At 67.6% G+C, this 22,504-nt stretch carries 17 protein-coding genes and 5 pseudogenes; 19 read left to right on the top strand and 3 right to left on the bottom strand.

Annotation, left to right across the window (positions count from 1 at the left end; all coding sequences use genetic code 11):
• Positions 1-6 precede the first annotated feature (6 nt).
• On the bottom strand, positions 7-1,608 hold the full coding sequence (locus G205_RS07450) for a DUF349 domain-containing protein (RefSeq protein WP_009357435.1): 1,602 nt from the start codon (positions 1,606-1,608) through the stop codon (positions 7-9).
• 63 nt (positions 1,609-1,671) lie between these two features.
• On the bottom strand, positions 1,672-2,478 hold the full coding sequence (locus tag G205_RS07445) for a peptidylprolyl isomerase (RefSeq protein WP_009357434.1): 807 nt from the start codon (positions 2,476-2,478) through the stop codon (positions 1,672-1,674).
• 224 nt (positions 2,479-2,702) lie between these two features.
• Here G205_RS07445 and hisS point away from each other — a divergent pair.
• The 4 genes and pseudogenes from hisS (at position 2,703) to G205_RS07430 (ending at position 6,918) form a co-directional block, all read left to right on the top strand.
• Positions 2,703-4,065: pseudogene (gene hisS / locus G205_RS07440) on the top strand (histidine--tRNA ligase).
• A gap of 134 nt (positions 4,066-4,199) precedes the next feature.
• Positions 4,200-6,002, top strand: a complete 1,803-nt coding sequence (gene aspS, locus G205_RS07435; protein ID WP_009357433.1) for an aspartate--tRNA ligase — start codon at positions 4,200-4,202, stop codon at positions 6,000-6,002.
• Positions 6,003-6,076: 74 nt separating this feature from the next.
• Entirely contained in the window at positions 6,077-6,328 is a 252-nt protein-coding gene (locus G205_RS23725) for a GNAT family N-acetyltransferase, cg3035/Rv0428c family (protein WP_338058400.1), read from the top strand.
• Entirely contained in the window at positions 6,325-6,918 is a 594-nt protein-coding gene (locus G205_RS07430; RefSeq protein WP_338058399.1) for a GNAT family N-acetyltransferase, read from the top strand. The genes G205_RS23725 and G205_RS07430 overlap by 4 nt, the downstream gene beginning before the upstream one ends.
• A 115-nt stretch (positions 6,919-7,033) precedes the next feature.
• On the opposite strand, the gene G205_RS07425 is transcribed toward G205_RS07430, so the two are convergent.
• On the bottom strand, positions 7,034-7,675 hold the full coding sequence (locus tag G205_RS07425; RefSeq protein ID WP_009357432.1) for an acVLRF1 family peptidyl-tRNA hydrolase: 642 nt from the start codon (positions 7,673-7,675) through the stop codon (positions 7,034-7,036).
• A gap of 64 nt (positions 7,676-7,739) precedes the next feature.
• On the opposite strand from G205_RS07425, the pseudogene G205_RS07420 reads away from it, so the two are divergent.
• From G205_RS07420 to G205_RS07350, 15 genes and pseudogenes are all read left to right on the top strand, one after another.
• Positions 7,740-9,166: pseudogene (locus G205_RS07420) on the top strand (replication-associated recombination protein A).
• A 170-nt stretch (positions 9,167-9,336) separates the two neighbouring features.
• Entirely contained in the window at positions 9,337-9,963 is a 627-nt protein-coding gene (rpsD, locus tag G205_RS07415) for a 30S ribosomal protein S4 (protein ID WP_009357431.1), read from the top strand.
• A gap of 144 nt (positions 9,964-10,107) precedes the next feature.
• Positions 10,108-10,482, top strand: a complete 375-nt coding sequence (locus G205_RS07410) for a DUF948 domain-containing protein (protein WP_009357430.1) — start codon at positions 10,108-10,110, stop codon at positions 10,480-10,482.
• Positions 10,483-10,500: 18 nt separating this feature from the next.
• Entirely contained in the window at positions 10,501-10,728 is a 228-nt protein-coding gene (locus G205_RS07405; protein WP_235046815.1) for a DUF6167 family protein, read from the top strand.
• A gap of 121 nt (positions 10,729-10,849) precedes the next feature.
• Positions 10,850-13,526 (top strand): annotated as a pseudogene (gene alaS / locus G205_RS07400) (alanine--tRNA ligase).
• Between the two features lie 7 nt (positions 13,527-13,533).
• The gene (gene ruvX, locus G205_RS07395) at positions 13,534-14,133 is read left to right on the top strand and encodes a Holliday junction resolvase RuvX (RefSeq protein WP_035752341.1); all 600 of its coding nucleotides are present in this window, start codon (positions 13,534-13,536) and stop codon (positions 14,131-14,133) included.
• Complete coding sequence (gene mltG, locus G205_RS07390; RefSeq protein ID WP_009357428.1) at positions 14,130-15,875, top strand: endolytic transglycosylase MltG; 1,746 nt, start codon at positions 14,130-14,132, stop codon at positions 15,873-15,875. The genes ruvX and mltG overlap by 4 nt, the downstream gene beginning before the upstream one ends.
• Entirely contained in the window at positions 15,872-16,732 is an 861-nt protein-coding gene (locus tag G205_RS07385; protein ID WP_035752368.1) for a shikimate dehydrogenase, read from the top strand. Before mltG ends, G205_RS07385 begins: the two co-directional genes overlap by 4 nt.
• A 26-nt stretch (positions 16,733-16,758) precedes the next feature.
• On the top strand, positions 16,759-17,958 hold the full coding sequence (gene aroC / locus G205_RS07380; RefSeq protein ID WP_035752338.1) for a chorismate synthase: 1,200 nt from the start codon (positions 16,759-16,761) through the stop codon (positions 17,956-17,958).
• Positions 17,958-18,527 carry a shikimate kinase gene (locus tag G205_RS07375; protein ID WP_009357425.1) on the top strand — a complete coding sequence of 190 codons (570 nt, stop codon included), beginning with the start codon at positions 17,958-17,960 and terminating at the stop codon, positions 18,525-18,527. The genes aroC and G205_RS07375 overlap by 1 nt, the downstream gene beginning before the upstream one ends.
• Positions 18,524-19,614, top strand: a pseudogene (gene aroB, locus G205_RS07370) (3-dehydroquinate synthase). The gene G205_RS07375 and the pseudogene aroB overlap by 4 nt, the downstream one beginning before the upstream one ends.
• A complete protein-coding gene (locus G205_RS07365) occupies positions 19,614-20,132 on the top strand; it encodes a tetratricopeptide repeat protein (RefSeq protein WP_009357423.1) in 519 nt (172 codons plus the stop codon). Before aroB ends, G205_RS07365 begins: the two are co-directional and overlap by 1 nt.
• A 174-nt stretch (positions 20,133-20,306) precedes the next feature.
• Positions 20,307-20,870, top strand: coding sequence for an elongation factor P (gene efp / locus G205_RS07360; protein WP_009357422.1), 564 nt, complete (start codon positions 20,307-20,309; stop codon positions 20,868-20,870).
• Positions 20,870-21,279: pseudogene (nusB, locus tag G205_RS07355) on the top strand (transcription antitermination factor NusB). Before efp ends, nusB begins: the two are co-directional and overlap by 1 nt.
• Positions 21,280-21,461: 182 nt before the next feature.
• Positions 21,462-22,502, top strand: coding sequence for an AAA family ATPase (locus tag G205_RS07350; protein WP_009357420.1), 1,041 nt, complete (start codon positions 21,462-21,464; stop codon positions 22,500-22,502).
• Positions 22,503-22,504: the final 2 nt, after the last annotated feature.

Raw genomic sequence — 22,504 nt, 5'->3', positions numbered from 1 at the left:
GCGGGGTCAGGAAAGCTCGCTGGCCGACCGCTGGATCTGGTCGAGCCAGGCCTGGCGCGCCTCGAGGGCTTCCCGGGCAGCCTTGATCTTGCGCTGGTCGCCGCTCTTCTCGGCTGCCGCCAGGTCCTCCTGCAGACCGGCGATGGCCGATTCAAGCTGGGACAGCGCGCTGTTGGTGCGTGCCTTCCGCTCCGGGTTGGACCGCTGCCACTGCTCTTCCTCGGCCTGGCGGACAGCGTCCTCCACCTTGCGAAGCCCGGCTTCGATACGGCCCATGTCCGCGCGCGGAACCTTGCCGGCTTCCTCCCAGCGGTCGCGGATGGACTGCAGGGCCTTCTTGGCGGCTCCGAGGTCCTTCACCGGGAGGATGCCGTTGGCTTCCTCCAGAAGGGCTTCCTTGACGGTGAGATTGGCGGCGTATTCCTGGTCGATCTCGTCGTTCGCGGCCTGCCGGTTGGTGAAGAAGACATCCTGGGCAGCACGGAACCGCGCCCACAGGGCGTCGTCGTCCTTGCGGCTGGCCCGCGGGGACGCCTTCCACTGGTCCATGAGGCGCCGGTATTCACCGGCGGCGAAGCCCCAGTCGGTGGACGTTGACAGTGCCTCGGCTTCGGCAATCAGCTTTTCCTTCGCAGCCTTGGCTGCGGAGTTGTTGCTGTCCAGCTGCGAGAAGTAGGCGCGGCGGTGCCGGTCGAAGACGGTGCGGGCTGCCCGGAACCTCTTCCACAGGGCGTCCTCGTTGCTGCGGCCCAGCCGGACACCGCTCTTCTGCGCGGTTTTCCAGCTCTCGAACAGTTCGTTCATCCGTGCGCTGGACGTCTTCCACTGCGTCTGGGCCGGGTCCTGGCCGGAAATCTGTTCCGCTTCGGCAACGATGGCCTCACGGGCGGCCAGTTCGGACGCACGGACGGCCTCGTGCTCGGCCTTCTCCGCCTTTTCGAGTTCGGTGATCTGCGTGGTGAGTGTGTCCAGCCGTGCCTCGGCCGCACGGAGGTCTCCCACCATGTTGCGCTCGGCGAGCTGCTCCCGCAGGTGGGTCACGGTCTTTTGCATGTCGGTGCTGGGGGCCTTCGAGCTGACGCGCTGTTCCAGCAGGACGATCTGGGCCACGACGTCGTCGTATTTCCGTGCGAAGTACGCCAGCGCCTCGTCATCGCTGACGCCCGGGTACTGGCCCACGGGGTGCTCGGCGCCGTCGATGGTGAGGAAGACATGTCCGTCGCCTTCCACCCGGCCCCACTTCGAAGCCTCGGCCAGGGATGTGGCGGGCGGAGCCTGGACGGGCGCCGCTGCGGGAGCGGCAGCCGCCGGCTTGGGGCGGGATGCGAAAGCCGCGGGCGACGGAGCAGAGGGGCGGGGCCCCGGGGCGGGTGCAGGGGCTGGAGCAGCTGAGGCAGCGGGAGCGGGCGGCGCATCCACCGCGGGAGCGGTGCCGGTTGCTTCGTCCTCAGCCACCGCTGCGGGCGCGCCGGCCGGTTCCTGGCCGTTCTCTGCCGCGGGGGCTTCCGTTTCCGGAGTGCCCACTGCCGGGGCTGCGCCGTCCGTGGTGGCCTGGGCCGTCCCGGTCAGTTCTGCTGCTGTTTCGTCGGATTTCTGACTGTCTGTCACCGCTAAAAGTCTTTCGCTTGGAGGGAATACTTCCGTACTGCACCGCGGCCGCGGGCCGGGCTCCTACTTCAGAGAAAACGAGTCTATCGTGACTGGTTGCACAGGTGCGCCGTCCGTGTCACTGGTGACGGGAGTAATCCCGGCGGCGGCAATGGTGGATACCACGTCCAGTCCGGAGGTCACCTTGCCCACCACCGTGTAGCCGCCGGCGCTGTCCGCGGGGATGGTGGTGTCCTTGTAGACGATGAAGAACTGGGTCCCGTTGCCGTAGGCGTTGTTGCCTGTCCGGGCCACAGCGATGGTCCCGGCAGGGTAGGTGTTGTCCGCGGGGGTGTTTTCCAGGGGACCCCAGGTGTAGTTGGGATCGCCCTTGCCGTCGCCGGTGGGGGAGCCGCACTGCATAACGCCGAAAGCGTCGCCGGTGGTCAGGCGGTGGCAGGTTTTTCCGCTGTAGTAGCCCTCGTCGCTGAGGGACTTGAAGACGGCGGCGGCCTGCGGTGCGCTGGTGCCGTCCAGCTCTACGCCCAGGGGGCTCCCGTTCAGCACCAGCTCGCCGGTAAACGTCTTTCCGGCGGCGGTATCGGCCGCCGGAATGTTGGGGCCGTTGGTGGCCTGCGCAGACGGAGTGGCGGAAGCCGACGGGCTGGTGAGGCCGGCCTCGGCCGCAGCGAATTCATCCTCTGTGGGGTTGCCGGCAAAGGCAGTGAGCTGGAGCACGACGGCGAGGACAACGGCGGCGGTTCCGGCGCCGGCGGCCACGAGGTTGTCGCGCTTGCGCCGCTTCTCCTGGTCCCGCCGCAGCTCGCGCTTGGCCTCCATCTGCTGGATGCGCCGTTTGGCTTCGCGGGCACTGCGTGAACTGGCCGGCAAGGGTCCTCCTCATAGTCGGGCTGCTGCACTGCGGCCAACAGGGCCGGCAGCACAGGTTTTTTGGCGGCCGGGCCCTGCCGCCCGTGCGCATTAGAGATGCACACCGATGACGCATAAACTGACTGCCGCACATAGTTTATGCATGACTGGCTGGACTGCCGCCGATCGGCGCCCGCAACGGGCGGAAAGCGGCCAGCATCCGGCGCTTTAAGAGGAGAACTTCCATGGCACGCACCGCCTCCCTGTCCGGATTCCCCGAGTGGCTTCCCGAGGAGCGGCTGGTGGAACTTCATGTCCTGGACACGCTGCGGCGGGTTTTCGAGCTTCACGGCTTCGCCTCGATCGAGACCCGTGCCGTGGAGACCGTGGGGCAGCTGCTGCGCAAGGGCGAGATCGACAAGGAAGTGTACGGCCTCAGCCGCCTCCAGGAGGATGACAGCGACAACCCGGTCAAAGGGGGCAAGGCCGACCCGCACGCGCTGGCCCTGCACTTCGACCTCACCGTCCCGTTTGCCCGCTACGTGGTGGAAAACGCCGGCTACCTGGCCTTCCCGTTCCGGCGGTACCAGATCCAGAAGGTGTGGCGCGGCGAGCGTCCGCAGGAGGGGCGTGCCCGCGAGTTCACCCAGCTGACATCGACGTGGTGGGCGACGGCGAACTGCCGTTCCGGTACGACGTCGAGATCGCCTGGTGATCGCCGAAGCGTTGAGCGCGCTGCCCATCCCTGACTTCCGGCTGCGGATCAACAACCGGAAGCTGGCCGAAGGCTTCTACCGCGGCATCGGCCTGGATGACACCGCCGGTGTGCTCCGCAGCATCGACAAGCTCGAGAAGATCGGGCCTGAGAAGGTGGCCGAGCTGCTCAAGTCCGAGCTGGGTGCCACGGATGAGCAGGCGCGGAAGGCACTGCAGCTGGCCGCCATCCGGACGGAGGACACTTCCTTCGTGGCCCAGGTGCGTGCGCTCGGCGTGTCCAACGAGCTGCTTGATGAGGGGCTGGATGAGCTGGAGCAGGTCATCGACGCCGCCGTCCAGCGTGCCCCGGGCAAGGTACTGGCAGACCTGAGCATCGCCCGCGGCCTGGACTACTACACCGGCACCGTGGTGGAGACCGTCCTGGTGGGCCACGAGCAGCTGGGTTCCATCTGCTCCGGCGGCCGGTACGACGCCCTCGCCTCGAAGGGCAACCGGAAGTTCCCCGGCGTCGGCCTGTCCATCGGTGTCACCCGGCTGGTGTCCCGCATCCTCAGCCAGGACCTGGCCAGGGCTTCACGCTCGGTCCCCACCGCTGTCCTGGTGGCCCTCACCCATGACGACAGCTGGGGTGCCGCGCAGGATGTTGCGGCCCAGCTGCGCAGCCGCGGCATCCCCACCGAGGTGGCGGCCAAGGCGGAGAAGTTCGGCAAGCAGATCAAGTTCGCCGACCGGCGCGGCATCCCGTTCGTGTGGTTCACGGACGACGACGGCACCCACCAGGTGAAGGACATCCGAACCGGCGAGCAGGTGGTGGCAGCCCCCGAAACCTGGATGCCGCCGTCGGAGGACCTTTCGGTGCAGGTGGCCAGCGCGGAGCCCGCCGCCGTTTAGCCGGATTGCCCGCAGCAGGGGCCGCCATGGGGCGGCGGTCCCTGTCCAGCGGGTAAACTCGGACAGGACTGTTCCTGCAACGGTCCTTTTATATCTCCCACAGTTTCCCCCTGATCTCTCTAGAAAGGCGTGCTGTGCTGCGCACACATGACCTCGGATCCCTTCGTTCCGAGCACATTGGACAAACCGTAACCCTGGCCGGCTGGGTGGGCCGCCGCCGTGATCACGGTGGTGTGGCATTCGTGGACCTGCGCGACGCTTCCGGCGTGGCCCAGGTGGTGGTCCGCGAGGAAGAGGTCTTCCACGGGTTGCGCAACGAGTACGTCCTGCAGGTCACCGGCACTGTGTCCAAGCGCCCCGAGGGCAACGAAAACCCGGCCCTGGCCACCGGCGACATCGAGGTCATGGCGGACAAGGTGGTCATCCTGAACACCTCCGACCCCCTGCCGTTCCAGATCGACGAGCACGTGGAGGTTGGCGAGGAAGCCCGGCTGAAGCACCGCTACCTGGACCTCCGCCGCCCCGGCCCCAGCCGCAACCTCCGGCTGCGCTCCGAGGCAAACCGGGTGGCACGCGAACTCCTCCACAAGGACGGCTTCGTGGAGATCGAGACGCCCACGCTGACCCGCTCCACCCCCGAAGGCGCGCGCGACTTCCTGGTTCCGGCCCGCCTGGCGCCCGGTTCCTGGTACGCGCTGCCGCAGTCCCCGCAGCTGTTCAAGCAGCTGCTGCAGGTGGGCGGCTTCGAGAAGTACTACCAGATTGCCCGCTGCTACCGGGACGAGGACTTCCGCGCCGACCGCCAGCCGGAGTTCACCCAGCTGGACATCGAGGCGAGCTTCGTTGACCAGGACGACATCATCACCCTCGGCGAGAACATCGTCCAGGCCGTGTGGCGCCTCATCGACGTCGAGATCCCCACGCCCATCCAGCGGATTACCTACGCGGACGCCATGGCCCGCTATGGCTCGGACAAGCCGGACCTGCGTTTCGGCCAGGAACTGACCGAGCTGACGGAGTTCTTCAAGGACACCAACTTTGGCGTGTTCAAGGCACCGTACGTCGGTGCCGTCGTCATGCCCGGCGGCGCCTCGCAGGCCCGCCGCGCCCTGGACGCCTGGCAGGAATGGGCCAAGCAGCGCGGCGCCAAGGGCCTGGCCTACGTCCTGTACAAGGAAGACGGCGAGCTGGCAGGTCCCGTTGCCAAGAACCTGACGGACGCCGAGCGCGCTGGCCTGGCCGACGCCGTCGGTGCCAAGCCGGGCGACTGCATCTTCTTCGCCGCCGGCGAGAAGACTCCGTCCCGCGCCCTCCTCGGTGCGGCACGGGTGGAGATCGGCCACCGCACCGGCCTGATCAACCCCAGCGACTGGGCTTTCTGCTGGGTTGTCGACGCCCCGATGTTCGAACCGGCAGCCGCCGCGGTTGCTTCCGGCGACGTCGCGGTCGGCGCCGGGCAGTGGACCGCCGTGCACCACGCGTTCACCTCGCCCAAGCCCGAGTTCCTGGACACCTTCGACAAGGATCCCGAGTCTGCACTGTCCTACGCGTACGACATCGTCTGCAACGGCAACGAGATCGGCGGCGGCTCCATCCGTATCCACCAGCGCGACGTGCAGGAACGCGTCTTTGAACTGATGGGCCTGGACAAGGAGGACGCGCAGACCAAGTTCGGCTTCCTGCTTGAGGGCTTCAAGTACGGCGCCCCTCCGCATGGCGGCATTGCCTTCGGCTGGGACCGCGTTGTCTCCCTGCTGGCCGGCGTGGATTCGATCCGCGACGTCATCGCCTTCCCGAAGTCCGGCGGCGGCCATGATCCGCTGACCGACGCGCCGGCCCCGATCACGCCGCAGCAGCGCAAGGAAGCCGGCGTCGATTTCAAGCCTGAGGCAGTCAAGCCGGCCGAGGCCAAGAAGGCTGAAGCAATCGCGAAGTAAGCACGCACCAGCTGCATGACAGGAGGCTTCCCGGCCGCGCCGGGGAGCCTCCTGCCATTAATGAAGGAGGTCCTGTGGCCACAGGTGTGACCGGCATACATGCGGGCCCGGCCGGCGGCGCTGCTGCCTGGGATGTTGAGGCAGCAATGGACGCCGCCTGGCCAGCTATGGAACGGCACTCGGCCGGCGGCTGGGTGTTCCGTGCCGCCGGCGGGGTCACCCAGCGGGCCAACTCGATCTGGCCACGGCATCCCGGCGGTACTGAAGTGCCGCCGGCGCTGCTGCGGGACGCGCGCGCCTGGTACAGGGCGCGCCGCTGCCGGTGATCTTCCAGGTGCCCGCCGGCGCCCGGACAGCCGCGCTCGACGAGTTCCTCGACGCCGAAGGGTTCACCCGGCAGTCCGAGACGCTGATCATGACCCGAGGCCCCCTGCCCGATGCTCACACGCCGGAAGCTTCGGTGGAGATCCGCACCGACCCGTCGGCCGACTGGCTCAACGTGTGGTGGACAGTGGACGGACGGGGCGGCGCGGACGCCCTCGCCACCGCCACGGACATCCTCAAGGGCTGCCCGTCCCTGTACGCGCTGGTGAGGGACGACGCCGGCCGGCCGGCCGCCGTCGGACGCCTCGCCATTCCCGCTGGGGACACAGCGCCGCGGGGTGGGGACACGGCCCGGCGCGGCGGCATCTACTGCATGGCCACGCTGCCTGACGCACGCGGCCGCGGCTATGGCACCGCTGTCCTGCGCGCGCTGCTCCACGCCGGTTCCGTGCAGGGACTGGACGGCTACTGGCTGCTGGTAACCGTCGCGAACCGGTCCGCCCAGGAGCTGTATGCCCGGGCCGGGTTCCGGGAAACCGGCCGCTACCTGTACCGGCAGGAGCGGCCGCGGCGCGCACTGACCGGCTGCTAGCGCTCACCGTTCGACGGTTCCCTGCGCACTCGATGCTCCGAACCATCGAATCGGCAAGGAATCGTCGAATCGGCGGCGGAACTGGCCTACGGCGGGGCGTCCGTCACCTGCACCTTTACGGAGCAGCGTCCGCGGCCGCCTTCCTCAGCACGGCCAGCCGCGGGTCGGAGACGTCGAGGTAGGGCAGCCGGGGCAGGCGCGCGTAGTCCCTCAAGGCAGGGTGCCCGAGGACCAGGTCAGCCAGGGCCCGGTCGCCGCCGGGGACCACATACTCGAAGGCTTCCGGGCCGAACACCTCCGCGGCCTGCTGCGCCACCGCTTCCACCAGCGCATCCGCCTGGTTGGACCTGCGCCGGGCAAACCTCTGCTGCGACTGGCCCCCTGCGGCTGTCCTGCCCTGGACGTACCGGGTTCCGGCCTTGGAAGCCAGCAAATCCCCTTCCGCCGCGACGCCGATGCCGTACCCGCCGCGCCTGACCAGGAGCAGGCCAAGCCGCCGCGGCTGCGCCGCGAGGCTGGCCAGCCGTTCCAAAGCGTCGGCGCCGCGGCCCGGCCGCCCGTCCGCCGGCCATGGTGCCTGGAGCAGTGCGGAGGCGCCGTCGCCCGCCACCAGCCGCAGCCCGTCGTCGTCGTCCGAGAGACGGTACCCGCCATGGGACGCACCGAACCGCTCAGCCCAGCCGGCAACGCGGTTCCCCGGCACAAAGGCGGTCCGGACGGACAGGGGCCTGACGCCGGGGGAGTTCTGTGCTGTCATGGCGGCATCCTTCGGGAGATGGCTGGCGGCGGGAAAGCCGGGCGGGTCCAAGTAGCCTATCTATGTGGAAGATCTCTTCGGGCACGGGCCGGGCAACGACGACGACGGCGACGACGGTGCGCCTGCCGCACGCCGGAGTGCCGGGGGAGCGGGCAGTGCCTCCCCGCGCGGTCCGCTCGCCGTCCGGATGCGTCCCCGCACCCTCGATGAAGTAGTCGGCCAGCAGCACCTCCTGGGCCAGGGCTCGCCCCTGCGCCAGCTCGCTGCCGGGGCCGGAGCGGACACGTCCGGCCCTGCAGGACCCAGTTCACTGATCCTCTGGGGGCCGCCGGGCACCGGAAAAACCACCCTGGCGCATGTCATCGCCCGCGGTCCGGGCCGGAAGTTCGTGGAGCTCTCAGCCATCACCGCCGGGGTCAAGGACGTCCGTCGGGTGATGGACGAGGCCCTCACCGCCCGCGACCTCTACAAGACCACCACCGTCCTGTTCCTGGACGAGATCCACCGCTTCAACAAGGCCCAGCAGGACGCGCTGCTTCCCGGCGTCGAGAACCGCTGGGTGGTCCTGGTGGCCGCCACCACGGAAAACCCGTCGTTCTCGGTGGTCTCCCCGCTGCTGTCACGCTCGCTGCTGCTGACCCTCAAGCCGCTCACCGACGCGACATCGAAGGGCTCCTGGTCCGGGCGGTGCAGGATCCGCGCGGACTCGACGGCAAGGCCGAGCTCGATGAAGAGGCGCTGGCCCACCTGGTCCGGCTGTCCGGCGGCGACGCCCGGCGCGCACTGACCGCCCTGGAGGCGGCTGCTGGCGTGGCCTTCGGCGATGCCGATGACGCCGCCGGCGGCGACGGCCCGGTGAAGGTGGAACTCAAGCACACCGAGCGGGCCCTGGACGTGGCAGCCGTCCGCTACGACCGGGCCGGGGACCAGCACTACGACGTCGCCAGCGCCTTCATAAAATCCATCAGGGGATCCGACGTCGACGCCGCGCTGCACTACCTGGCCCGGATGCTCGAGGCGGGGGAGGACCCGCGCTTCGTCGCCCGGCGGATCGTGATCTCCGCCGCGGAGGACGTGGGCATGGCCGATCCCACCGCGCTGCAGACAGCCGTTGCCGCGGCGCAGGCGGTCCAGCTCATCGGCATGCCCGAAGGCAGGATTATTTTGGCGGAGGCGGTGGTCCACCTTGCCACGGCGCCGAAGTCCAATGCCGCCTACATGGGCATCAACCAGGCCATCGCCGACGTCCGTGCAGGCATGGGCAACGGCATCCCGGCGCATTTGCGCGACTCGCACTACCCCGGTTCCAAGCAGCTGGGCCACGGCCTGGGCTACAAGTACGCCCATGACGCACCGCACGCGGTGGCCACCCAGCAATACCCGCCGGATGACCTGGTGGGGAAGGACTACTACCGGCCGACGGGCAACGGTGCCGAGCGGGACATCGCGGTGCGGCTGGAGCGCCTGCGGCGGATTGTCCGGGGGAAGTAGCCCCATGGTAGGATGGATGTTTGTCTGGCAAGGCACGGACGCACAATCCCCTTGAATTTCCTTCGAGTAGGTTATGCCCTGTGCCCAGTAGCAAAAGGCAGCGGTTGGCCGATGCTCTCCATCGTGGAGGCCAGTAACACTGACACACCGCAGATATTGGAAGGACACAAGTGGCTAACAACACTCGTGCTCGCCGTCAGGCCCGCCTCTCGCGGTCCCTCGGCATCGCTCTGACCCCCAAGGCCGCCAAGTACATGGAGCGCCGCCCGTACGGCCCCGGTGAGCATGGCCGTGCCCGCAAGAAGCAGGACTCCGACTACGCCGTACGTCTGCGCGAAAAGCAGCGCCTGCGCGCCCAGTACGGCATCCGCGAAGCACAGATGACCCGTGCCTTCGAAGAGGCCCGCCGCACCAAGGGCCTGACCGGTGAGAACCTCATCGAACTGCTCGAAATGCGCCTCGACGCCCTGGTCCTGCGTGCCGGCTTCGCCCGCACCATCGCCCAGGCCCGCCAGCTGGTTGTGCACCGCCACATCATGGTTGACGGCGTCCGCGTTGACCGTCCGTCGTTCCGCGTCGGCGAGGGCCAGCTGGTCCACGTCCACAGCCGCAGCGAAACAATGGTTCCGCTCCAGGTTGCAGCAGCCGGCGCCCACCGCGACGTCCTGCCTGCCGTCCCCGCTTACCTGGACGTCAAGCTCGAGGCACTGCAGGCCCGCCTGGTCCGCCGCCCCAAGCGCTCCGAAATCCCGGTGACCTGCGAAGAGCAGCTCGTCGTCGAATTCTACGCACGCTAATCCCAAGCAGCGTATCCAAAGAAGCCCGTGGCAAGCGCCGCGGGCTTCTTTGTATGTAAGGTACTTGGGGGACATCTGCAAGAACGCGCTTCCTGGGCGCGCGCAGGATGGACCAAACCACAGAATTCGAGGAGATGAACGTCTATGTCTGGTGGCGATATCGCCGGCCTGATCGCTGCCGGGGTATTTGCGCTCCTGGTGCTGCTGCTTGCCGTGCCCATCCTGAAACTTGGGAAGGTGTTTGACGAGGTGCGGACGGCCATCAGGTCCATCAGCGACGGCGCCACGCCCCTGATGGATGAGGTCACCGCCACGGTCTCCACCACCAACCAGCAGCTCAAGAAGGTGGACGGCATCTCGTCCAACGTCTCCGACGCGTCCGCGAACCTCTCCGCGCTGTCCTCCCTGGTTGCCGCCACGGTAGGGTCGCCGCTCATCAAGGTGGCGGCGTTCAGCTACGGTGTGCGCACCGCGCTGTCCAACCGCAAGAAGCCCGCTGCCGGCCGCCGCAGCCGCTAGATCCAGAAAGAACCGGAAATGAAACGACTTGTCTGGATGGGAATCGGCGTCGCGATCGGGATCATCGCCTTCCGCAAAGTAAGTGAAGCGCAGTCCAGCCTGGGGCCGGAAGGCCTCAACCGCGCGGTCGGCCGGCTGGCTGACGGCGTGTACGAATTCGCCGACGCCGTCCGCGACGGCATGCGCGAACGGGAAACGGACCTTCGCGCCGCCCTGGGCGTCGAGGCCGAAGCCGCCCGCCACTGACCGGCAGGCAACCGGCCGTCGCCGGCCGGAACAACACCGGCAGGGTCCGTCCCCGGACTCCTGCCAACTGAACGAACTATCCGCGCCGGTGCGCGGACCAAGAAGGGTAAGTAAACAGCTCATGAAGTCGCAGGAGATCACAAAGCGCTGGGTGGACTTTTTTGTCAGCAAGGGCCACACGGCGGTTCCCTCCGCGTCGCTGGTCTCCAGCGACCCCTCGCTGCTGTTCACGGTTGCCGGCATGGTGCCGTTCATTCCTTACCTCACCGCCCGGGAAGAAGCCCCCTACTCCCGCGCCACCAGCGTGCAGAAGTGCATCCGCACCGGCGATATCGAGGAAGTGGGCAAGACCGCCCGGCACGGCACGTTCTTCCAGATGTGCGGCAATTTCTCCTTTGGCGACTACTTCAAGGAAGACGCCATCAAGTACGCCTGGGAGCTGCTTACCAGCAGCGTTGACGACGGCGGGTACGGCCTTGAGCCGAGCGCCTTTGGGTCACGGTCTACGAGGAGGACGACGAGGCGAAGGACCTGTGGCTGAAGAACACGGGCGTCCCCGCAGAGCGCATCCAGAAGATGGGCAAGTCGGACAACTACTGGCACACCGGCCAGCCCGGCCCGGCAGGTCCCTGCTCGGAGATCTACTACGACCGCGGCCCCGCCTACGGCGTGGAGGGCGGCCCCGAAGCGGACGACAACCGCTACGTCGAGATCTGGAACCTTGTGTTCATGCAGTACCAGATCGACAACGTCCGCTCGAAGGTGGACTTCGACATCGTCGCCGACCTGCCCAAGAAGAACATCGACACCGGCCTGGGCATGGAACGCCTGGCAATGATCCTGCAGGGCGTCGAGAACATGTACGAGACCGACCAGGTCCGTCCCGTGATCGACAAGGCAGCCGAACTGTCCGGCAAGGAATACACCTCCGCCGAGTCCGACGACGATCCGCACCACACGGACGACGTCCGCATGCGCGTGGTGGCCGACCACATCCGGTCCGCCCTCATGCTGATCGCCGACGGCGTGGTCCCGTCCAACGAGGGACGCGGCTACGTCCTGCGCCGGCTCATCCGCCGCGCCGTGCGCGCCATGCGGCTCCTCGGCGTCGAGCAGGCCTGCCTGCCCGAACTCCTGCCCGCGTCCCGCGACGCCATGAAGGGCGTCTACCCGGTGGTGGAGACCGACTTCGACCGGATCAGCCGGATCGCCTACGCCGAAGAAAAGGCCTTCCTGCGCACCATCGCCTCCGGCACCGCACGGCTGGAAGAAGCCGTCGTTGCGTCCAAAGCCGCCGGCAAGCCGCTCTCCGGCGAGGACGCCTTCACCCTGCACGACACCTACGGCTTCCCGATCGACCTGACGCTGGAAATGGCCGAGGAGGCCGGGCTGAAGGTTGACGAGGCCGAATTCCGCAGCCTCATGCAGGAACAGCGCAAGCGTGCCCAGGCGGACGCCAAGGCCAAGAAGGGCGGGCACGCGGACATCTCCGCGTTCCAGGAACTGCTCGGCGAAGGCGAAACGGTCTTCACCGGCTACACCGAGCTCGACGGCGAGTCACGGGTCCGTGGCATCATCCACGGCGGGCAGCGGGTGGCTCACGCGGCCACCGGCGACGAGATCGAGCTCGTGCTCAGCGAGACGCCGTTCTACGCCGAGGCAGGCGGCCAGGCGGCAGACACCGGCCTGATCACCGGTGACGGCTTCGTCGTTGAGGTCCTGGACGTCCAGCGCCCCGTCAAGGGACTGAGCGTGCACAAGGCGATCGTCCGCGAGGGCGAAATCCCGGCCGACGCCTTGGTGCGCGCCGCCGTCGACCGTGAACGCCGCCACGCCGCAGAACAGGCGCACACGGCCACCCACATCGTGCACGCCGCCCTGCACCAGATCCTGGGGCCCGAAGCCACCCAGCGCGGTTCCTTCAACAAGGCCGGCTACCTGCGCTTCGACTTCGCCTGGGGCGAGGGCCTGAGCACTGCCACCCGCTCCGAAATCGAGGAAGTCTCCAACCTCGCCATCCGCAACAACTACGCGGTGGAAACCAAGGTGATGGCGCTGGCTGAAGCCAAGGCCATGGGCGCCATGGCGCTCTTCGGCGAGAACTACGGCAGCGAAGTCCGCGTTGTCGAGATCGACGGCGCCTGGTCCCGTGAGCTCTGCGGCGGCACCCACGTCGCCAACACGTCCCTTATCGGCAGCCTTTCCCTGCTTGGCGAACAGTCCGTCGGCTCTGGAAACCGCCGTGTTGAGGCCTTCGTTGGCATGGACGCCTTCCGGCACCTGGCCGCGGAGCGGGCCCTGGTGACGGAACTCACCGAGATGCTGAAGGTTCCGTCAGGGCAGCTGGCTGACCGGATCGCCACCACCCTCGCCAAGCTCAAGGCGACCGAGAAGGAACTGGAGCGCCTGCGCAAGGAGCAGCTGGCGGCAGCGGCCGCCCAGCTGGTCAACACCGCCCGGGACGCCGCCGGTGTCAGCGTGATCGCCCACGACGCCGGCATGGTCAGCGGCGCCGACGACCTGCGCGGCCTGGCCCTGGACCTGCGGAACAGGCTCGGCACCGCCCCGGCCACCGTGGCCGTGGCCGGTGTGGCCAACGACCGTCCCGTTATCCTGGTGGCCACCAACGAGGCAGCGCGCGGCGCCGGCGTGAAGGCAGGTGCCTGGTGCGCCTGGCTGCCGGGATCCTCGGCGGTGGCGGTGGCGGCAAGGACGACGTCGCCCAGGGCGGCGGAACCGACGCCGGCAAGGTGGGCGCCGCCCTGGCAGCCGTCGTCGACGCCGTCGAACGGCGCTAACACTGCCATGACCAATCCTGCAGCTGCCGGCGGCTACCCCCAGGGCGTGAAACTGGGGGTGGACGTCGGCACCGTCCGGGTCGGGGTGGCCATCTGCGACCGGGACTCGATCCTCGCCACGCCCTACAAGACGCTGGACCGGAACGCGAAAAAGAACTCCGACGTCAAGCTCATTGCGAGGCTGGTGGAGGAGCTCGGTGCCGTCCAGGTTTTTGTCGGGCTCCCCAGGACGATGAAAGGCGAAGAACACTCGTCTGCGCGGATGGCCGGCGACTACGCGGAACTGCTGGTTGCCGAGCTGGCTGGCCGCAATCAGGACGTGCCGGTCAACCTCGTGGACGAGCGGCTCAGCAGCGTCACGGCCCACCGCAACCTCCACGAAGCTGGCATGAGCAGCAGGAATCACCGTAAAGTAGTGGATCAGGTCGCGGCGGCAGGGATTCTCCAGCACGCCATCGACATGCAGAAAGCCAGGGGAGCGGATGTCGGCTCACGCGTGACAGCGCCATCCCCGTCCGTGGACCAGGGTGCCGGCGGGGTGGACGCGTCCGTCCCCGGCACTTCGGGGGACACGACCCGATTTTCAGATAATGGAAGGCAACAGTGAGCCCTGCCAACATTGACGACGCTTCCGGCCCCTTTGACGGCGGGACGGCGAGGCCGCTGACCCGCAAGGAAATCCGGGCACGGGAAAAAAGCCTCAATACCGGCGGCCAGGGCACTGTTCCCGAGCAGGCTTATGAGACCGGACATGACGTTCCGCCGCCGCCCGCCGAACCTCCCGCTGTTCCTGAGCCGCCCGCTGTTACCAGTGCGCCCGCTGCACCCGCGCCGGCCGCTCCGGTGCAGGCGGCTGAACCTGCCCGGGTTGAGGAGCCGGTCCCGGCTCCTCCCGCGATGCCTCCGTCCATCCAGGACGCGCCCCCCGTAGAACACCACGATGTCGCCGTGCATGAGCACGATGGGCATGCGGGCGACGTGCACGCCGTCCATGACGAGCCTGCGCTGGTGGGCCGGCAGCATGCACCCGCCACCCAACACCTGAACCAGGTCCATGTTCCCGCGCACGGCTACCGGGAAGAGCAGGCCTACCGGGACGACCTGGACCACGGGCAGGCCTACCACGACGAGGCTTACCACCATGACGTCCACCCCGACGACGCCCACCACGGCATCCACCATGACGCCGGGCACCATGACGCCGGGCACCACGATGACGAGCACCATGACGACGGCGGCCACCACGGCCTGCTGGCCGGCTCCACGGCGGCGCAGGTAGTGCCCAGGCCCTCCAAGAAGGTCCGGCGCCGGCGCCGGCTGCTGGCACTCTTCCTGACCCTTGCCGTTTTCGTCACTGCCGTGGCCGTCGGCGCACAGTTCCTCAAGCCCCTCCTCGGCAGCGACAAGCCCAGCGACTTCCCGGGCCCGGGAACGGGGGAAGTCCAGGTAACCGTGGACAACGGCGAAGGCACCCGCTCCGTCGCTGTCGACCTTGAGAGCAAGGGCGTGGTGGCCAACGCGGACACTTTCCTGCAGGCGTTCGCGGCTTCGGGGGGGACCCTGTCGCCCGGCGACTACACCTTCCGGTCCGAAATGAAGAACAGCGACGCCGTGGATGTCCTCCTTGGCCAGGACAAGGCAAAGGTCATCTACTTCGCCCTGAGCGCCGGCCTGCGCGTCAACGAATCCCTGGAGGCGATCGCCGAGGGGTCCGGGATCTCGATCCAGGACCTGCAGGCACTCAGCAACCAGCCCGCGCAGTTCGGACTGCCCGCCAACGCGAAGAACCTGGAAGGCTACCTGGCACCGGGAGAACACCGGTTCCCCCTCGGGACCCCGGCAAAGGACATTCTCCAGTCGCTCGTCAAAATCACGGTTGACGAACTCGTGTCCCAGGGAATCACCGATCCGGCCAAACAGTACGAAGCCGTGATCGTGGCCAGCATTGTGCAGGCCGAGGGCGGCCAGGCCGAGTACGGCGATGTGGCCGGTGCCATCTACAACCGGCTGAAGCCCAACGACCAGACCAACGGCTTCCTCCAGGTGGACTCCGCCGTGACCTACGGCCTGGGCACCAAGAGCTACAACTTCACCGACGAACAGCGCCAGGACAAGTCCAACCCGTACAACACCTACGCCAATCCGGGACTGCCGCCAGGTCCCATCGGATCGCCCGGCAAGACCGCCATCGACGCCGCCGCGAGGCCCAAGACCAATGACTACCTGTACTGGGTGACCATCAACCTGGACACCAAGGAGACCAAGTTCTCCCGCACCCTGGCGGAGCACAACGTCTACGTTGAGCAGTACAACGCGTGGTGCATGGCCAACGCGGGCCGCTGCGCATGAGCCTGCGGGCTGCCGTCCTCGGCCACCCGATCAGCCACTCGAAGTCACCGGCACTGCACCATGCGGCCTACACGCGGCTGGGGATAGGGATCAGCTACACGGCCATCGACGTCACAGAAGAGCTGCTGCCATCGCTGATGCGGCAGATCCGCGACCAGCCCGGCTGGCGCGGACTGTCGGTCACCATGCCGCTGAAAACGGCCATGCTTAACGAGGTGGACGAGGTGCGCGGCGTGGCCCGGACGCTGGGCGTGGTCAATACGGTGTCCTTCGAAGACCACGACGGCGGCCGGAAGATCGTGGGATCCAACACCGATGTTGCCGGGATCGTTAACGCCCTCCGGCATGCAGGGACGGGAACAGCTCCTGCCGCCGTCATCCTTGGCGGCGGCGGAACAGCCGCGTCTGCCATCGCCGCGCTGAAGGAACTTGGGACGGACCACGTCCAGGTCTTCGTCCGGGACACCTCCAGGACGGGCGAGGTACGCTCCGCCGCCGCAAGCCTGGGGATGGACCTGGACATCCGCCGCCTGGCGGACGCCGCGCACCCCACGGCAGCCGCCGACGTCGTCATCTCCACCCTGCCGCCGCGGGCCGCGGATGGCCTCGCGTCCGAAATCGCGGAGCTGAAGACCGCAACCCCCGGTGTACTGCTGGATGTTGCCTACGATCCCTGGCCCAGCCTGGTTGCCTCGGTGTGGCAGGCGGGCGGCGGCACCGTGGTCCCCGGCCTCGAGATGCTGCTGTACCAGGCAGTGGAACAGGTACGCCTGTTTACCCGCCGCGGCGATGACGTCAATGCGGCCGTCATAGATGTGATGTGCGCCTCAGTCGGCCTTCCCCGACGGGCTTTGTAACCGCCCCCCGTGGCAGGATGGAAGATATGTTGCGTTGGTTGACTGCCGGTGAATCCCATGGTCCGGCTCTGATGGGAATTATTGAAGGCGTCCCCGCCGGTGTGGAAATCACCAGCGGGCACATCGCAGACTCCTTGGCACGCCGCCGGCTGGGCTACGGCCGTGGCGCGCGCATGAAGTTCGAGCAGGACGTTGTCACCATCCTCGGTGGCGTCCGCCACGGCATCACCCAGGGCGGCCCCGTGGCCATCCAGGTGGGCAATACCGAATGGCCCAAGTGGGAGCAGATCATGTCCGCGGACCCCGTGGACCCCGCACTGCTCGCCGACCAGGCCCGCAACGCCCCGCTCACCCGCCCCCGCCCGGGGCACGCCGACTTCACCGGCATGCAGAAGTACGGCTTCGACGAGGCACGTCCCGTGCTGGAACGCGCAAGCGCCCGCGAAACCGCCACGCGCGTGGCCATGGGCACCGTGGCGGCCCGGTTCCTCAAGCACCTCGGGATCGAACTGGTCAGCCACACCGTGTCCATCGCAAGCGTGACGGTTCCGGAAGGCCGTCCGCTGCCTGTCCCCGCCGACGTCATCGCCCTCGACGCCGATCCGCTGCGCTGCTTCGACCGCGAAACCTCCGACGCCATGGTGGCCGAAGTGGATGCCGCCCACAAGGAAGGCGAAACCCTTGGCGGCGTGGTGGAAGTCCTTGCCTACGGCCTTCCCCCGGGACTGGGCAGCTACGTGCACTGGGACCGCCGCCTCGACTCCCGGCTCGCCGCCGCCCTGATGGGCATCCAGGCCATCAAGGGAGTGGAGGTCGGTGACGGCTTCCGCACCGCCGCGCGCCGCGGTTCAGCCGCCCACGACGAAATTGTCCGCGACGACGCCGGCCGGATCGTCCGCGCCAGCAACCGCGCCGGCGGCATCGAAGGCGGCATGAGCATCGGCGACGTCCTGCGCGTCCGTGCTGCCATGAAGCCGATCGCCACCGTGCCCCGCGCCCTGAAGACCATCGACGTCAGCACCGGCGAGCCCGCGAAGGCGCACCACCAGCGCTCGGACGTCTGTGCCGTCCCCGCCGCAGGGGTCGTGGCCGAAGCCATGGTGGCCCTGGTCCTGGCCGAAGCCGTCGCCGAGAAGTTCGGCGGCGACTCCGTGGCCGAGACCGCCCGCAACATCAAGGGTTACCTGGACAGCATTCCGGCGTCCCTGGACTCGATCGGCCAGTAGTGCCGCACCGCAGCAATACAGGTCCAGTCGGCGACCGGCCGATTGTCCTGATCGGTCCCATGGCCGTGGGCAAATCGGCCATCGGGCAGCAGCTGGCCCAGCAGCTCCATGCCCCCTTCGTTGACACCGACGCCGTCATTGTCGCCGGACACGGCTCCATCGCCGAGATCTTCGCCGGCCGCGGCGAGCATGCCTTCCGGGAAATCGAAGCCCGGACAGTCGCCGCCGCCGTCGAAGCTGCGCAGGGAACCGCGACGGTCATCTCACTCGGCGGCGGTGCAGTCCTTGACTCCGGAACCCAGCAGCTGATCAGCCGCTGCACCGTGGTGTACCTGGAATGCGATGCCGAAACTGTCGCCAGCCGCATCGCCCGCAACTCCGGGCGTCCGCTGCTGGCCGGGGACGCCATGGGCCGCTGGACGGCCATGTTCGCCACCCGCAAGCCCGTCTACGAACGGCTTGCAGATATCACCCTGGACGTTCGCCACGGTTCGGTTGCCGAACTGGGCGAACGGCTCGAAGCAGCACTGCGGACCTACGCAGCTGCCAAACAGGAAGTTGAACAGTGAACACTTCATCAACAGTGATCAAAGTCACCGGTGAATCCGCCGCCGACAATTACGACGTCGTCGTGGGGCGGGGCCTGCTCGGCGAACTTCCCGGGCGGCTGGGTGAGCGTGTCCGGCGCGTGCTCGTTATCCACCCGCGCGCCCTGCGCCTCACCGGCGACACGGTCCGCGACGAACTGGCCGAGGCCGGTTTCACCGCCCTGACAGCCGAAATCCCGGATGCGGAGGAAGGCAAGCACATCCAGGTTGCCGCCTTCTGCTGGCAGGTCCTTGGCCAGAACGATTTCACCCGTTCCGACGCCATCGTCGCGGTCGGTGGCGGCGCTGTGACTGACCTGGCCGGCTTTGTGGCTGCCACCTGGCTGCGCGGGGTGAAGGTCATCCACATGCCCACCAGCCTGCTCGGCATGGTGGACGCCTCCGTGGGTGGAAAAACCGGCATCAACACCGCCGAGGGCAAGAACCTGGTGGGCGCGTTCCACCCGCCGGCGGCGGTCCTGGCCGACCTGGACACCCTGGACACGCTGCCCAGGAACGAAATCATTTCCGGAATGGCCGAGGTCATCAAATGCGGCTTCATCGCCGATCCCGCCATCCTGGACCTGGTGGAGCGGGACACCGCGGCTGTTGTTGACCCGCACTCCGAGGCCATCCGGGAACTGATCGAGCGGGCCATCGCCGTCAAGGCAAAGGTAGTCTCCGAGGACCTGAAAGAGTCCGGTCTGCGGGAGATCCTCAACTACGGGCACACCCTTGGCCACGCCATCGAACTGGTGGAACGCTACTCCTGGCGGCACGGCGCGGCCGTGTCCGTGGGCATGATGTTCGCCGCCGAACTGGCGCGCAGCGTGGGACGGCTCAGTGACGCGACGCAGACCGGCACCGCACCATCCTGGAAGGGCTGGGCCTGCCCGTCACGTACCGCCGCGACCGGTGGCAGGGCCTGCTGGACGGTATGCGCCGGGACAAGAAATCGCGCGGTGACCTGCTGCGGTTCGTCGTGCTCGACGGAGTGGCGAAGCCGGGAATCCTGGACGTTCCGGATACCTCGCTCCTGTTCGCCGCCTACCAGGAGATTGCCTCCTGATGGCGGGCGGCATGACGGGAACAGCAGACTGGCCGGAGGCCGGCTTCCCCGGGATCAGGATCAATCCGGAAACACTGCTGCCGGCAATCGTGAACGAGGATGCCTGCCGCGAAGCACTGGCCGCGTCCACCGACCCCGCGGACCATATCTTTGTCCTGCTGGTGGAGGGCCACGCCTCCGAAGCCGCCGAGCTTCTCGCTGAAGCACGGTTCCGGGATCCGGAGTCCTTCCGGCTGCGCGCCTTCGAAGCCGAAGTGCTCCGGGTCTCCAACCGCCCGGACCGCGCGGTGGAGCTCTTCCGCCAGCTCCTCAGCGAGGTGCAGGGAACACCCCGCGAAGCACTCGTGCTGCAGTTCCTGGGCAAGACCCAGTACAGCGCAGGCCAGACGTCCGCGGCGGTGGAATCCTTCACGCGTGCACTCGACCTGCGGGTGGCGGAATCGGCTGACGCGGCCCTGATCTACTCGTCCACGGTGGCCCTCCAGCGGGCGCGGGACGTCCTGGAACTGGCCTGCTGAACTGCCCCCGCCCCGCTCCGGGGAAACCTGCCGGCGGATTACCGGTAGAATGGTTCTTGGATTTTTTCCGAACCGCGCGATTTTTGACAAACACGCGCCGGCGGGCCGTCTGGCCTGCCCGGCCGGCATAGAACGTCTGACCAACCTGCCAGACAGAGAAACCAGAGGAAACCAGTGGCAACCACTAACGACATCAAGAACGGAACGGTCCTTAAGCTCGAGGGCCAGCTCTGGAACGTCATCGAATTCCAGCACGTCAAGCCGGGCAAGGGTGGCGCCTTCGTGCGGACCAAGATGCGGAACGTGATGTCCGGCAAGGTTGTGGACAAGACGTTCAACGCCGGCCTCAAGATCGAGACCGCCACCGTGGACCGCCGCGACTACCAGTACCTCTACCAGGACGGTGCCGACTTCGTGTTCATGGACACCTCCGACTACGACCAGATCACGGTCTCCGGAGCCACCGTTGGCGACGCCACCAACTTCATGCTCGAGAACCAGATGGTCAACATCGCCATCCACGACGGCACCCCGCTGTACATCGAACTGCCGCCGAGCGTCGTGCTGGAAATCACCTACACCGAGCCGGGCCTGCAGGGCGACCGCTCCTCGGCAGGCACCAAGCCGGCCACCCTGGAAACCGGCTACGAGATCCAGGTCCCGCTCTTCATCGAGAACAACACCAAGGTCAAGGTGGACACCCGCGACGGCAGCTACCTCGGCCGGGTCTCTGAGTAGTGAGCGCACGCGGTAAAGCCCGCAGCAGGGCACTGGATGTTCTTTTCGAGGCCGAGCAGCGCTCGGTCTCACCCTTCGACGTCCTGCGGGCGCGCCGGGAAAAGACTGACCAGATCGTCAATCCGTACACCGTGGAAATTGTCGAGGGCGTGGTGTCGCAGCAGGCCGCGATCGACGAGTTCCTGGAGACCTATTCCCAGGGCTGGAGCCTGGAACGGATGCCTTCCGTGGACCGGGCCATCCTGCGCATCGGCACCTGGGAACTGCTCTACAACGACGACGTCCCGGACGGTGTGGCGGTCAGCGAGGCCGTGGCGCTGGCCAAGACGCTGTCCACCGATGAGTCGCCCCAGTTCATCAACGGCTCCTGGGCCGCCTGCAGCAGCTGAAGCCGTCGCTACTCGCCTAGCAGCCGCGCCGGGCTCATTATGCCGTACGGGCCGGCCCCCACGAACAGCGTGAACTGCTCCCCGAAAGTTGGACTGAAAATTCAGTTCCGGCTGACGGGGAGCAGTTTCCTGTTTAAGGGCAATCCGTTGCTTGGGGAGCAGCGCTGAACCGCGGCCGGGAATCGCGTACTACAGTGGATGCATGGCTCCCAGCCGCCATCCGCTCGACGACCTGCGCGAAACCATCGGCCATCTGGCCGATCAGCTCAAGCTGCCCGGTTCGGAGCGCGTCGACGACCTCGTCGGTGATCTCATCGGTCCGAAGCCCGGGCCTGCCCGTCCGCTGTCCGAGGTGCAGGCCGAGCTCGACGCGCTGGTCGGACTGGAGACCGTGAAGGAACAGGTCCGGGCCCTCGTCGCACTGCTCCAGGTCCAGGCCCGCCGTAAGGCGCACGGCCTGCCGGAGGTGGCCACATCACAGCACTTGGTGTTCCTCGGAAACCCGGGCACGGGCAAGACCACCGTGGCGCGGCTCCTGGCCGAGATGTACCGGGCGGTCGGACTGCTGCAGAAGGGCCACCTGGTCGAGGTGGACCGTTCGGGCCTGGTGGGGCAATATGTCGGCGCCACCGCCATCAAGACAGACCGGGTGATCCGGCGTGCACTGGACGGCGTTTTGTTCATCGATGAGGCCTATGCGCTGGCCCCGGAGGACGGCCGGATGGATTTCGGGCCCGAGGCGATCGAGGTCCTGCTCAAGCGGATGGAGGACCACCGCCACCGCCTGGTGGTGATCGTGGCGGGGTATCCGCGGCTGATGGAGTCCTTCCTGCTCTCGAACCCCGGCCTGCGTTCCCGGTTCGCCCGCGAGATCACGTTTCCCGATTACTCTGTCGAGGCACTCCAGACGATCTTCCACCAGATGCTGGCCCAGCACGAGTACACGCTGGAGCCGGGGGCGGACGAGATGCTGCGCCGCATCTTCACCGGCCTGCACGCGAGCGAGGACTCCGGCAACGCACGGTTCGCCCGCACACTGTTCGAGCAGGCGCTCAACCGCCAGGCGCTGAGGCTCTCGCGCGACAAGGAACTAAGTCTCGACGAGCTCGATCGTGAGGCCGTCATGACGCTCACTGCGGATGACATCGTCGAGGCCGCACTGGCCCTGGGCGAAGCGCCGGAGCCGGAGCCGGAACCGGTGCCGGACCCCGAGCCGTCACGCTGGTGGCGCTGGCTGGCCTGACA

Origin of the sequence: Arthrobacter nitrophenolicus (assembly GCF_000332815.1) — a bacterium.
GTDB lineage: Bacteria > Actinomycetota > Actinomycetes > Actinomycetales > Micrococcaceae > Arthrobacter > Arthrobacter nitrophenolicus.
Note: the sequence above shows the minus strand (reverse complement) of the source record. Positions and strands in the feature narration are given on the sequence as shown.

Excerpts from the sequence above, each read along its gene's own strand:
- G205_RS07425 (WP_009357432.1), bottom strand. The coding sequence starts at position 7,675 with ATGACAGCACAGAACTCCCCCGGCGTCAGGCCCCTGTCCGTCCGGACC.
- G205_RS07410 (WP_009357430.1), top strand. The coding sequence starts at position 10,108 with ATGTCTGGTGGCGATATCGCCGGCCTGATCGCTGCCGGGGTATTTGCG.
- G205_RS07405 (WP_235046815.1), top strand. The coding sequence starts at position 10,501 with ATGAAACGACTTGTCTGGATGGGAATCGGCGTCGCGATCGGGATCATC.
- ruvX (WP_035752341.1), top strand. The coding sequence starts at position 13,534 with ATGACCAATCCTGCAGCTGCCGGCGGCTACCCCCAGGGCGTGAAACTG.
- G205_RS07385 (WP_035752368.1), top strand. The coding sequence starts at position 15,872 with ATGAGCCTGCGGGCTGCCGTCCTCGGCCACCCGATCAGCCACTCGAAG.
- aroC (WP_035752338.1), top strand. The coding sequence starts at position 16,759 with ATGTTGCGTTGGTTGACTGCCGGTGAATCCCATGGTCCGGCTCTGATG.
- G205_RS07365 (WP_009357423.1), top strand. The coding sequence starts at position 19,614 with ATGGCGGGCGGCATGACGGGAACAGCAGACTGGCCGGAGGCCGGCTTC.
- G205_RS07350 (WP_009357420.1), top strand. The coding sequence starts at position 21,462 with ATGGCTCCCAGCCGCCATCCGCTCGACGACCTGCGCGAAACCATCGGC.